This window comes from Amycolatopsis sp. NPDC051373 (assembly GCF_040689465.1).
GTDB lineage: Bacteria > Actinomycetota > Actinomycetes > Mycobacteriales > Pseudonocardiaceae > Amycolatopsis.
This window is the reverse complement of the sequence record NZ_JBFBAE010000033.1, coordinates 1-11781: the sequence shown is the minus strand read 5'-3', so window position 1 is coordinate 11781 and position 11781 is coordinate 1. Positions and strand designations below refer to the sequence as shown.

The 11781-nt window shown below is 69.8% G+C and carries 14 protein-coding genes; 9 read left to right on the top strand and 5 right to left on the bottom strand.

Translation table 11 applies throughout. The features are described 5' to 3' along the window. The first annotated feature begins 1 nt into the window (after position 1). On the top strand, positions 2-418 hold the full coding sequence (locus AB0383_RS41925) for a cupin domain-containing protein (RefSeq protein WP_366190205.1): 417 nt from the start codon (positions 2-4) through the stop codon (positions 416-418). Positions 419-425: 7 nt separating this feature from the next. On the opposite strand, the gene AB0383_RS41920 is transcribed toward AB0383_RS41925, so the two are convergent. Next, positions 426-914, bottom strand: a complete 489-nt coding sequence (locus tag AB0383_RS41920) for a hypothetical protein (protein WP_366190204.1) — start codon at positions 912-914, stop codon at positions 426-428. 365 nt (positions 915-1279) lie between these two features. Here AB0383_RS41920 and AB0383_RS41915 point away from each other — a divergent pair, with 365 nt between their 5' ends. Beyond that, positions 1280-2929, top strand: a complete 1650-nt coding sequence (locus AB0383_RS41915; RefSeq protein ID WP_366190203.1) for an amidohydrolase — start codon at positions 1280-1282, stop codon at positions 2927-2929. A gap of 136 nt (positions 2930-3065) precedes the next feature. After that, complete coding sequence (locus AB0383_RS41910; protein ID WP_364184181.1) at positions 3066-3263, top strand: hypothetical protein; 198 nt, start codon at positions 3066-3068, stop codon at positions 3261-3263. Positions 3264-3265: 2 nt separating this feature from the next. Here the strand turns inward: AB0383_RS41910 and AB0383_RS41905 are convergent, their stop codons facing one another. Both AB0383_RS41905 and AB0383_RS41900 read right to left on the bottom strand, forming a co-directional pair. Further along, on the bottom strand, positions 3266-3460 hold the full coding sequence (locus AB0383_RS41905) for a hypothetical protein (protein ID WP_364184178.1): 195 nt from the start codon (positions 3458-3460) through the stop codon (positions 3266-3268). Between the two features lie 71 nt (positions 3461-3531). Further along, positions 3532-4503: a magnesium transporter CorA family protein gene (locus AB0383_RS41900; protein ID WP_366190202.1), complete on the bottom strand. Its 972-nt coding sequence runs from the start codon at positions 4501-4503 to the stop codon at positions 3532-3534. A 136-nt stretch (positions 4504-4639) separates the two neighbouring features. Between AB0383_RS41900 and AB0383_RS41895 the strand changes: the two genes are divergently transcribed. Further along, positions 4640-5629 carry an MCE family protein gene (locus AB0383_RS41895; protein ID WP_366190201.1) on the top strand — a complete coding sequence of 330 codons (990 nt, stop codon included), beginning with the start codon at positions 4640-4642 and terminating at the stop codon, positions 5627-5629. Here AB0383_RS41895 and AB0383_RS41890 read toward each other — a convergent pair. Then, positions 5626-6519: a class I SAM-dependent methyltransferase gene (locus AB0383_RS41890; RefSeq protein WP_364184170.1), complete on the bottom strand. Its 894-nt coding sequence runs from the start codon at positions 6517-6519 to the stop codon at positions 5626-5628. The genes AB0383_RS41895 and AB0383_RS41890 overlap by 4 nt on opposite strands. A 322-nt stretch (positions 6520-6841) precedes the next feature. Then, positions 6842-7762: a PAC2 family protein gene (locus tag AB0383_RS41885; RefSeq protein ID WP_364184167.1), complete on the bottom strand. Its 921-nt coding sequence runs from the start codon at positions 7760-7762 to the stop codon at positions 6842-6844. A 179-nt stretch (positions 7763-7941) separates the two neighbouring features. On the opposite strand from AB0383_RS41885, the gene AB0383_RS41880 reads away from it, so the two are divergent. The 5 genes from AB0383_RS41880 (at position 7942) to AB0383_RS41860 (ending at position 11723) form a co-directional block, all read left to right on the top strand. Further along, entirely contained in the window at positions 7942-8445 is a 504-nt protein-coding gene (locus AB0383_RS41880) for a PH domain-containing protein (protein WP_364184164.1), read from the top strand. A gap of 74 nt (positions 8446-8519) precedes the next feature. Next, on the top strand, positions 8520-9974 hold the full coding sequence (locus tag AB0383_RS41875) for a PH domain-containing protein (RefSeq protein WP_364184276.1): 1455 nt from the start codon (positions 8520-8522) through the stop codon (positions 9972-9974). Positions 9975-10160: 186 nt separating this feature from the next. Further along, positions 10161-10856 carry an IclR family transcriptional regulator C-terminal domain-containing protein gene (locus AB0383_RS41870; protein WP_354877998.1) on the top strand — a complete coding sequence of 232 codons (696 nt, stop codon included), beginning with the start codon at positions 10161-10163 and terminating at the stop codon, positions 10854-10856. A gap of 16 nt (positions 10857-10872) precedes the next feature. Beyond that, positions 10873-11367 carry a GNAT family N-acetyltransferase gene (locus tag AB0383_RS41865; RefSeq protein WP_364184161.1) on the top strand — a complete coding sequence of 165 codons (495 nt, stop codon included), beginning with the start codon at positions 10873-10875 and terminating at the stop codon, positions 11365-11367. Positions 11368-11519: 152 nt separating this feature from the next. Further along, the gene (locus tag AB0383_RS41860) at positions 11520-11723 is read left to right on the top strand and encodes a hypothetical protein (RefSeq protein WP_366190200.1); all 204 of its coding nucleotides are present in this window, start codon (positions 11520-11522) and stop codon (positions 11721-11723) included. The last annotated feature ends 58 nt before the right edge of the window (positions 11724-11781 follow it).

Sequence of the window (11781 nt, the reverse complement as noted above, 5' to 3'; positions counted from 1 at the left end):
TGTGGAAAACGACAACGTGTTCGACGTCCTCGCCGCCCTAGAACGGCTACCCGACAATGGCGACACGATGCTGGTCGACGAGTACTTCGTGGACAAACCCACGGCCAGCGCGCGGATCTTCCGCATCTACCGCGAACTGCCGCTGCACTACCACACGGAATGCGACGAGCACCTCTACGTGCTCAGCGGCCGCGGCACGTTCCACCTCGACGGCGAAGAGTTCGAAGCCCGCCCGGGCCTGCTGCTGCACTTCGAGAAGACCAAGGTCCACGGCTTCCCGCGGATCGGCGAGCACCCGCTCGTGGTGCTGTCGGTGGACGTGCCGAGGCGGCGCCCCGACGACGTGGTCTTCGTGGACCCGTCGCAGGGCGACGCCGGCACGTTCATGGCGCGCAACGCGCCGGAACCACCGCGCTAGCCAGGCGTCACGCCAGCAGCGGGCAGAGGGTCCGCTCGAGCTCGGCCCACGAACCGACCGGCGCCGCGCCCGGGTCGACGTCACGCGCCTGGATGTCGCCGGCGCGCTGCGCCAGGTCGAAGCGGTTCTCGCGCCACGCGTAGGCCAGCAGGTCGTCGTACTGCGTGCGGGGCAGCCAGCCCTGCTCGCGCCCGACCTCGAGCCGCATCAGGTGGAACACGAGCTCGACGCTGGCCGGGTCCAGACCACGCAACCTTCGCGCGAACCCCTGCGCCGCGTCGAGGTTGCCCTCTTGGAAGGCCGTGTAGGCCAGGAAAAGCGCTGTCGCGGCCATCACGTCGGAACGGTGCAGGCCACCTTCGGCCGCGAGGTGCGCGGCGATCCGGAAGCTGCGGCCTCCCTCACCGAAACCCCCGTCGGACTCCACCGCCTCGGCCAGCGCACGCTGCTGGCGCGTGAGGTAGTCGTCCGCCAAATCCACCCTGCTTGTTTTCATCCTCGAAACCCCTCCCCTCAGCCGAGCTTTCACCCGACTGCTCCTCTGCACAGGATGTTACGGCGGAGTGGCAGATACATCGAATGCCCCAACGCCTTCCTCCGTTAGAAGGTTGGGAGTCACGAAGTGTGCTCAGAGGTCCGTGATTTGGTCCCTCCGGCCGACCGGATGGGGTAACTTCGGGCAAGATCACCGCGAGCGAAGGCACCATCTCGGACGAAACGTTCACTTCGGCCGATGTGGTCATCTCGCTGGTCAGTTGCAAGATCGGTCCTCTTCGGAACGCACAGATGGTTCGCGGGGGCAACGAAAATTCCCCATCCGACCCGGAGTCCTCCGTGGACTCGCCCGGCTACCGTGCAGTAATGACGACCACGGTGTTCCGCGAGGGCCGCGTCTTCACCGCCGACGCCGCGGGCACGGTCTGCTCGGCCGTCGCGGTGTCCGGCGGCCGGATCGTCGCCCTCGGCGGCGACCGCACGGTGGAGCCGTTCCTGCGCGAAGCCGACGACGTCGTGGACCTCGCCGGCGGACTCCTGCTGCCGGGTTTCGGCGACGCCCACGTGCACCCCGTGCTGGGCGGGCTCGAACGGATCCGCTGCGACCTTTCCGGCGCCGCAACCGCCGACGCGTACGCACGCATCATCGGCGAATACGCCCGCGCCCACCCCGACCGGGAATGGATCCTCGGCGGCGGCTGGGCCATGGAAGCGTTCCCGGGCGGCCGCCCGCACCGCGCCGCGCTCGACGCCGTCGTCGGCGATCGCCCCGCGCTGCTCCCCAACCGCGACCACCACTCCAGCTGGGTCAGCACGGCCGCCCTCACCCGAGCCGGGATCGACCGCGACACCCCCGACCCGGCCGACGGCCGCATCGAACGCGATGCCGACGGCGAACCCACCGGGCTCCTCCACGAAGGCGCCGCCGACCTCGTCGCCCGCGTCGCACCGGTCGACACACAGAAAGACCTCGACGCTGCCCTCGCCGAAGCCCAGCGCTACCTGCACTCCTGCGGTGTCACGAACTGGCAGGACGCCTGGGTGCCCGTGCCGGGCGACGGGCCGAACGTCCACGAGTCCTACCTGCGCGCCGACGCCGCCGGCACGCTGACCGCGAAGGTCACCGGCGCGCTGTGGTGGGACCGCTCGTGCCCGCGCGAAGCCGTCGCGGACCAGGTCGCGCGCCTCGCCGAAATCCGCGCGGCCACGGCGGCGCGGTGCCGCAACTACCGCACGCCGTCGGTGAAGGTGATGCAGGACGGCGTGGTCGAGACGTTCACCGCCGCCATGCTCGAGTCCTACCTCGACGCCCACGGCCACCCGACCGGCGACCGCGGTCTCGGTTTCCTCGACCCCGCCCTGCTCCGCGCCGTCACGACCGCCCTCGACGCCGCCGGCTTCCAGGTCCACTTCCACGCGATCGGCGACCGCGCGGTCCGCGACGTCCTCGACGCGCTCGAAGCGGCCATCGCCGACAACGGCACTTCCGACCGCCGCCACCACCTCGCCCACCTGCAGGTGGTGCACCCGTCCGACGTCGCGCGCTTCCACCGCCTCGGCGCCACGGCCAACCTGCAGGCGCTGTGGGCCGCGCACGAACCGCAGATGGACGAGCTCACGCTGCCCTTCCTCGGCTATCCCCGCGCCGCCTGGCAGTACCCGTTCGGCGATCTCGTGCGCACCGGCGCCGCGCTCGCGATGGGCAGCGACTGGCCGGTCAGCAGCCCCGATCCGCTGGCCGCGATCCACGTCGCCGTGAACCGCGTCCTGCCCGGCGCGACCACTCCGCCCTTGGGTCCGGAACAAGCGTTACCGCTCGCGACCGCGTTGCGCGCCTACACCGCGGGCAGCGCCGCGGTGAACCACCTCGACGACGGCACGGGCTCGCTCGCCGTCGGAAAGGCCGCCGACCTGGTGGTTCTCGACCGTGACCCGTTCGACGGACCGCGCCAGGAGATCGGCGCGACGCGGGTGGTCCGGACGTACGTGGCCGGAACCGAGGTCTATCGGACCTAGACATGCGCAGCCGGAGCTGTCGTTCTACCCAGGGTGAACCTGTTGCGCCGAACGGGTGACAACCGCCGCCGTCGCGTCTGAGCTGCGGCCAAACGGGTTAGCCCGACGCCACCCGACTCCGCCAGAGGAGAGCCCGATGCCGATCCGCGTGCTGATCAGCCACGAGAGCACCGCGATTCCCTGTGAGAAGTGTGGTTACCCCACGTTGCACGTCGCCCACCTCGTGACGCCCGAAGGCCAGTGCATCGGCCAAAAGCTCGTGTGCACGCTGTGCCGAGACCGGGAAGGCCAGGAGCGGGAGACGTCCGAGAAGCAGCAGCTCCCCGCCGGCTGAGATCAGGCCACTTCCCCGCGCCGGCTGTCGGCCGTGTGCAGTCCCAGCATGTCCAGCAGGAGCGCGCAGTCGTCGCCGTCGCGCGAGTTCGATGCCACGGCGCGAGTCGCTTTGCAGCGCACTTCTTGCTGGTGCGCCAGATTTTCCTCGGTCATGAGGTCCGCAGCCGGGTGCAGCCCGGCGCTGAAGTCACGCATGCCTGTTCTCCCCGAAGTGCGAGATCCCTTCTCCGCCGAACCTACCCGGGTGCGCGCGGGGTGAAACGCGATCAGAGCCAGTCGCGGCGCTTGAACGACGCGTAGAGGGCCACCGAGAGCAGCACAATGGCCACTGTGGACACCCAGAATCCGGACGTGGCCTGGAATCCCGGGTACGGCACGTTCTGCCCGTAGAACCCGGTGACCGCCGTGGGCACCGCGATGATCGCCGCCCAGCTCGTGACCTTCTTCATGATGGTGTTGAGCCGGTTGCCCTGCAGGTTCAGCTGCGTCTCGCGCACGGTCGCCACCAGGTCGCGCAACGACTCCGTCCACTCCGACGCGCGCAGCACGTGGTCGTAGACGTCCTGGAAGTACGGCATCATCACGCCGTCGACCAGGTGCTGGTCGCGGCGCATCACCGTGTTCACGACCTCGCGCATCGGCAGCACCACGCGGCGCAGAGCCGTGAGGCTCTTGCGCAGCCGGAACGAGCGCCGTTGCAGCTCACGCTGGTCGGGCCGCTCGTCGAAGACCAGGTCCTCCAGGGCTTCGATCTGGTCGTCGAGCGCCTGGACGCTGTCGAAGTGCCCGTCGACGATGTAGTCGAGCAGGCCGTGCACCAGGAACGCGACGCCGGACTTCGCGAGATCGGCCGAGGAGTCCCACCGCTGCGCCACGGCTTCGATGTCGAACCCGTCGTCCTTGCGCACGGTCACGAGCGCCTGCTTCGTGACGAACGCGGCGAGCTCCGATTTCGTGACCATGCCGGTGTCGACGTCGAAGTGCGCCGAGTACGCGATGAGGAAGGAATGCGTGTCGTAGCGGTCGAACTTCGGCCGCTGGTGTTCCTCGGCCGCGTCCTCGACGGCCAGCGCGTGGAGGCCGAGCTCTTCGGAGATCGAGGTGAGGTCGTCTTCGGTCGGCTCGCAGAAGTCGAGCCAGACGGTGGTGGCCGGGTCCTGCAGGTAGTCGGAGACCTGCTCGACCGGGAAGTTCTCTTCGACCAGCACGCCGTCGCGGTAGACCCGTGTGTGCGCCACGCCGTGCCACCTTCCGCCGGGAGTTGAACGTTTCGCCGAAAAGTACCCGCCGGCGATCGCCGCCGAACCTGCCCGGCTTCCACCGAACGTGTTGTGTGACTGGCGTCACCACGCCGCCTGCGGCACTGTTCACGCCGTGCGATCAGCCCGAGGTCCCCGCCACCCCGTCCGCACCGCGTTGGTGGGGCTCACCGTGCTGGTGCTCGGCATCGTCACCGCACTCAACGCCCGGAACCTGCCCGTGATCGGCGACGGCACCACGTACGCAGCCGAGTTCACCGAAGCCGCCGGACTCCAGAACGGCAACGACGTGCGCATCGCCGGCTTGGAGGTCGGGCGCGTGTCCGCCGTGACGCTCGACGGCGCTCGCGTGCGCGTGTCGTTCAAGGTCAAGGACGCGTGGCTCGGCAACAGCACCACTGCCGCCATCAAGCTGAAAACGGTGCTGGGCCAGAAATATCTCGCGCTCGACCCGGCGGGCGCCGGCTCGCTCGACCCGGACGTGCCGATCCCGAGTTCGCGCACCACCGTGCCCTACGACGTGCTCGACGCGTTCCGCGACCTCTCGGCCACCGTCGACCACATCGACACGACGCGGCTCGCGCGCAGCTTCGACACGCTCGCCGCGACGTTCGCCGGCACTCCCGCCGACGTCCGGACCGCGCTCGGCGGCCTCTCCCGCCTGTCGGACACCATCGCCTCCCGCGACGCGCAGCTGACCGCGCTGCTGGCCAACACCCGCACCGTGTCCTCGACGCTCGTCGACCGCGACGCAGAAGTGCGGCGCCTGCTCGCCGACGGCAACCTCCTGCTCGACGAGGTGGCCCGCCGCGAGTCCGCCATCTCCACTCTGCTCGACGGCTCGCGGCGCCTCGCCGCCCAGCTGTCCGGCCTCGTCGCCGACAACGACCACACCCTCGGCCCGACACTCGCCGGCCTCGACCGGCTCACGTCCTTGTTGCAGCGCAACCAGGATTCCCTCGCCCAAGGCGTGAAAGCGCTTGCCCCGCTCCTGCGCCTCGGCACCAACCTCGCGGGCAACGGCCACTGGATCGACGGGTACCTGTGCGGCCTGGTCCTGCCGTCGATCGGGCCGCTGAACGAGCAGGGCTGCCACCCGCGTTAGGGCGTGATCTTCCTGCCCGCGTGGTCCGCCGACTCCGGCGCGGGTGCCTCGTACCCCGGCACGTGCGTGATCCGCACCGTCACCTGGTTGTCGTTGTACGTATAGGCCTCGTATGTGAACTCGACGCCCGTCTTCTCGATGTGTTCCATCCACGCGCGGTACTCGTGACGCTTCCAGCCGGGGAAGTTGAAGAACTCGTCGAAGTGCACGATGCTGCCCGGGCGCAGGCGGGGGCCGACGTTGTCGAGCACGGTTTTCGCGGAGCTGTAGAGGTCGCCGTCCACGTGGAGGAAATCGACGTGGCCCGGGTGCTTTTCCAGGAATCCCGGGAGGCTGTCGTTGAACAGGCCCACGACCAGTTCCGCACCCGGGACGTCCGGCAGGTCCTCGCGGGCGAAGGCGCCGGCAGGCATGCCGTTGAGCCACGCCTCGGGCAGTCCTTCGAAGGAGTCGAAGCCGTAGACCTCGACGCCGCCACGCGCGGCGGCGATGGTGCGCAGTGTGTTGCCCGACGCGACGCCGAACTCGAGCGCCATCCCGCCCGTCGGGGCCAGGGACAACGCGAACTTCAGCGTCTCGGGCGGGCTGCCGAAGTGGCGGGCGCCGACGAGGTTCTCGCGGGCGAAGACGTTGCTCTCGAGCGCCGCGTCCTGATCGCCGGCGTACACGATGTCGCGGCGGCTGCGGATTTCGAACTCCACCACCCGGTCGAGCAACCGGTCACCCTGGCGGACGATCTCCTCGCGGAGCTCATCGCGGATCTGGTTCAGCTGATCGGTGTACGGGTCATGCAGGCGGGTGGCCACCCGGCGCAGCACCAGGCCGGCTTTCCGCCGCAGCGCCCCGCCCAAAGTCTTTGCCGTGAAACGATCTTGGTGCGGCTGGTTCATCCCGGGACGATATACGTCAACCGGGCGTTGATTCGAGGCGGCCGGTCTACCCGCGGGTAACGGCAAGCGTCCACTGTGTACCGATCAGCGACTGTGTACCGATCAGTGGCGTGGTGGCTGCCCGTGGTCCGAACGTCACCCGCCGCACCCCTTCAGGCAGCTTGCCCGAAACCCCCTGGGCCGATCATGGGATGGTGGCGACCATGACGACACGAATGTGGTGGGCCTGGCAGACGGTCCGCTCGGCCGCGATCGCGTATCGCACCGGGCGCAGACGGGCCCGCGACTGACACCGACGCCGGCCGGGGCACCCGCCGGTTCCTCAGCGGTCCGGTGCGTCCCCGCCCTGCTCGGCCAGGAACCGTTCGAACTGCGAACCGAGTTCCTCGGCCGTCGGCATGTGCTCCTGCGACTCGGCCAGCAGGCTGTCGCGGCCCGAGGCTTCGACGAACGTGTCGTACTGGCGCTCCAGCGCGCGCACGACGTCGGCGACCTCGTCGGACTCGGCGACCTGGCGGTCGATCTCGGCGGTGGCGACCTGCGCGGCCACGCGCAGCTCACCGTCGGGCAGGTGCAGGCCGGTGGCGCGCTCGACGGACTCCAGCACCAGCAGCGCCGCCGACGGGTAGGCCGACTGCGCGAGGTAATGGGGCACGTGGGCGGCGAAGCCCATCGCGTCGTGACCCCACTCGCCGAGGCGGTACTCCAGCAGCGCCGACACGCTGCCGGGCACCTGCATACGGTTGGGCAGCGGCTGGTGGTCGCCGCCGATGAGGCTCTCGCGCGTGGCGTGGGCCGTGACGCCGAGCGGGCGGGTGTGCGGAGCGCCCATCGGGATGCCGTGGAAACCGACGGTCAAGCGCACGCCCCAGCGCTCCACCAGGCTTTTCACGGCGGTGGCGAAGCGTTCCCACTCGTGGTCGGGCTCGGGGCCGGACAGCAGCAGGAACGGCACGCCGTCGGTGTCGTGCAGGAGGCGAACGGCCAGCTCAGGAGCCTCATAGTCCTCCCAATGGTCCACCGCGTAGGTCATCGGCGGCCGCCGGGAGCGGTAGTCGATGAGGCGGTCGACGTCGAAGCGCGCGATGACGCGGTTCTCGACCTCGTTCGTCAGGTGGTCGGTGACGAGCCTGCCGGTGGAGCCCGCGTCCATGAAACCGTCGAAGAAGTGCAGGAGCACGGCTCCGTCCAGGTCGGGGACGTCCGAGTCCACCTCGTACAGTTCCTCGGGATCGAATCCCACCGGAATCCTCCTGCTGATCGCTGTCGTGCACAGGCTTAACCGGGTTCAACGCGGCACCGCCACGAATCCATCCCGCCCGCGGCCGAAATAGTAACGCCACGCACTCACCGGGGCCCCGGATCGGGGCACAGTGACACTTGTCGTGGCCACGGTCACCGCGGTTCAGGCACGCTGAGCAGGTGACCGCAGAAGAACTGAGCCTCAGCCTTCGGCCACCCGCGCACCGCGTGAGCCGCAAGGCCATCGGCCACTGGACGGCGTCGGCCGCGATCGGCTGGCTCGTCGTGATCGGCGTGCAGGCGGTGGTGGTGGCCACGAGCGACGACCCGCCGTCGTGGCTCTCGGTGACGCTCGTGCTCTGCTGCGTGCTCGGGCCGCTGCACCTGCTCGTGATGCCGCAGTGGCGCTACCGCGTGCACCGATGGGAGGTCACTTCCGACGCCGTGTACACGCAGTCCGGCTGGCTCAAGCAGGAGTGGCGGATCGCGCCGATCTCGCGGATCCAGACCGTGGACATCGAGCGCGGCCCGCTGGAGCAGCTGTTCGGGCTGGCCCGGATCACGGTGACCACGGCGTCGGCCGCGGGGCCGCTGCGGATCTCCGGCCTCGACCACGACCGCGCCGTGGCGCTGGCCGACGAGCTGACGCGCACCACGCATGCCGTGCGCGGGGATGCCACGTGAGCGCGGCGCTGCCGGCGACCACGCAGGCGTACGAAGGCACGGCGGAAGCCCCGTGGCACCGGCTCGACCTGCGGATGCTGCTGATCCGGCCAGTGCTCGACCTCGTGCGGTCGCTGCCCGTGCTCGTCGGCGCGCTCCTACTCGGCTCGGGCAACAGCTGGCAGTGGATCGGGCTCGCGTTCACGGCTCTGACGATCGCCACCGGCATCTCGCACTGCCTCACCTCGCGCTACCGCATCACCGCGACACAGGTGGAATGGCGCACCGGCCTGCTGCTGCGCAAGCAGCGGGCCGTGCCGCGCGACCGGATCCGCACCGTCGACGTGGTGTCGGAGCCCAAGCACCGGCTGTTCTCCCTGGCCGCGGTGCGGATCGGCACCGGGCGGCATTCGCACGGGAAGGGGCCAGGCAAGGACGAACTGGTACTCGACGCCGTCACGCGCGAGGAGGCGCAACGACTTCGGACCCTGCTGCTGCACCGGAAATCGGTGCCGGCTGACGTCGTGGCGCCGCCGGAGCAGCTGGTGGCGGCCGTCGACCGGAAGTGGCTGCGGTACGCGCCGTTCACGCTGTCCGGGATCGCCGTGGTGGGGGCGATGCTCGGCACCGTCTACCACTTCGCGCACGAGCTGAACCTCGACCCGGTGCGCTACGGGCCGCTGCGCGAGCTGGCCGATCGCGTGACACAGGAACCCGTGTGGCTCACCGTGGTCACGGCGGCGATCGGCCTGCTGCTGCTCGTGTCGGTGCTTTCGGTGGGCGGCTACGTGCTGTCGTTCTGGAACTTCCGCCTCACGCGCGAGCCGGGCGGCACGCTGCACATCCGGCGGGGGCTCCTCACCACGCGGTCGGTGTCGATCGAGGAGGACCGGCTGCGCGGCGTCGAGCTGAAGGAACCGTTGCCGCTGCGGATGGCCGGCGGCGCGAAGTGCGTGGCGGTGGCCGCGGGCCTGCGCGAAGGCAAGGGCGCCGACAAGGGCGGCGGGCTGCTGCTGCCGCCCGCGCCGCTGGGACGCGCGCAGGAGGTGGCGGGCGAGGTGCTGGGCGAGGACGTCGCGGGCGCCGCGCTCGTGCGGCACCCGCGGCAGGCGTTGAACCGGCGGATCACGCGGGCGTTGACGAGCGTGCTGGTGCCGGCGGCGGCGCTGTTCCTGCTGGCGTGGGCCGGCGCGTTGCCGGACTGGCCGTGGCAGCTCGCGCTGGTGCTGGTGCCGTTCGCGGTGCTGGTGGGCTGGGACCGTTACCGCACGCTGGGCCACGCGCTGGCCGGCCGCTACCTCGTCACGCGCTCGGGTTCGCTGGCGCGCACGACGGTCGCGGTGCGGCGCGACGGGCTGACCGGGATCGTCGTCGAACGCTCGTGGTTCCAGCGGCGCGCCGGGCTCGTCACGGTGATCGCGCCGATCGCGGCGGGGCGCGGCCGCTACCACGTGGTGGACGTCGGCGAAAGCGCCGGACTCGCGCTGGCCGACGCGACGGTGCCGGGGTTGCTCACGCCGTTCCTGATTACCGGGAAACGGGCCGATTAGCCGGCCGTGATCATTCCGGTGAATTCACTGCGCGCCATTGTTCCGGCCATGTGGTAATTTACTCACCTGTCGCGTTCGCGAGTCGGGTCGCAGACCACGAAGAGGATCCGAATGCCGCCTTCCGAAGAACGCTCCGCGGGCCCGCGCCGAACGGCAGGCACAAGCAGTTCGCGCAAGGTTCTGCAGGTGCTGCTCGCGTTCTCCGAGCACCGGTGGGAAGCGAGCGTCGCGGAGCTGGCCGAGGTGATCGGCAGCCCGGTCGCCACGACTTATCGCTACGTGCAGTTGCTGAAGGAACTTCAGCTGCTCGAAGAGGCCCGCTCGGGCCGCTACCACGTGACCAGCCAGGTGATGCCGCTCGCGCGCGCCGCGCGGCTGGCCAACGACGTCGCCCGGATCGCCCGCCCGACCATGGAGGAAGCGTCGCGCGAGCTCGGCGAGACGATCTTGCTGTTCCAGCACTTCGGTGACCTGGCCGTATGCACCGATCGGGTCGAATGCGACCGCGCCATGCGGTTCACGTTCCAGCCCGGGCACTCGATCCCGCTCGGCGCGGGCGCGACCGGCAAGATGCTGCTCGCGCTGCTGCCCGACGGCGAACGCGAGCAGCGCGTCGCGGAGATCGCGCGCGAACACGGGATCGAGGTGCGCGAGGAGCTGAAGCTCGCACTGGCCAACCGCTACGCGCAGAGCTGGGGCGAGATCGAAGACGGCGTGTGGGCGTGTTCGGTGCCGGTGGAAACGGGGCGGACGCGGCCGAGCGTGCTCTCGCTCGTCGGGCCCGCCGCGCGCATCGGCGACGCCGCGCGGGCCGAGGCGATCAGCGCGTTGCAGGTGTATGCCGAGCGCATCAAGAAAGCAGTTTCGTCGTATTCGGTGTAGCGGGTAGGAATGGGGGATGATCCGGCTCGCCACCGCTGTCGACCTGCCACTGCTGGGCGAGCTCGAACGCGCGGCCGGAGGGCCGTTCCGCGACCTGGGGATGGCGGCCGTCGCGGATGACGAACCGTTTTCGGTGGCGGAGCTGGAGCCGTACCGGGTCGGCGGGCGGTGCTGGGTGGTGGATGTCTCGGGTGTCGTGGCGGGGTATCTGGTGGCGGACGTCGTGGACGGCAACGGTCACGTCGAGCAGGTGTCGGTGCTGCCGTCTTTCGCACGTCGGGGGCTGGGGCGGCAGCTGATCGAGACGGCGGCCGCGTGGACTGTTGCTCGTGGTTTGCCGGCGCTGACTTTGACGACCTTTCGTGACGTGCCGTGGAACGCTCCGTACTACGCGCGACTGGGCTTCCGGGAGCTTCTCGAGTCGTCGTGGGGACCCTCGCTGCGCACCATCCGCGCGCATGAGGCGGCGCTCGGGCTGGACCACTGGCCGCGTCTCGCGATGATTCGCTGACCAGCGGTGTTACCCCTCTGGGGGACATGCGTCGCCCACGAGGGGGACCCGATTTGCGGGCACCTTCGAACACGTGTTCTACTGATCGAGCCGGCCCCGGAGGGGGAAGCTCCGCGGGCCGGCACTCTCGGTTTTCAGCGTTTGGAGGCAGCGTGGCAGTCAAGATCACCCACCTCACCAACGGCCAGCAGGTGCGCTTCGCCAACGCCGACGGCGCCCGCCGCTACGCCGAAATCATGGGCGGCGGCGTCGACAAGTGGGCGTTCACCGACGTGCCGGGCGAGTCCGAGCTGCCGAAAATGTCGGGGTCGGTCGTTAACGTCCCGGTATGGCGTGAGAGCCGTCGCCGCAAATAGTGCTTTGACCTGCTCCGATGTGACTTGATCCTGCCTTACGGAGCTAGCATAGCGCAAG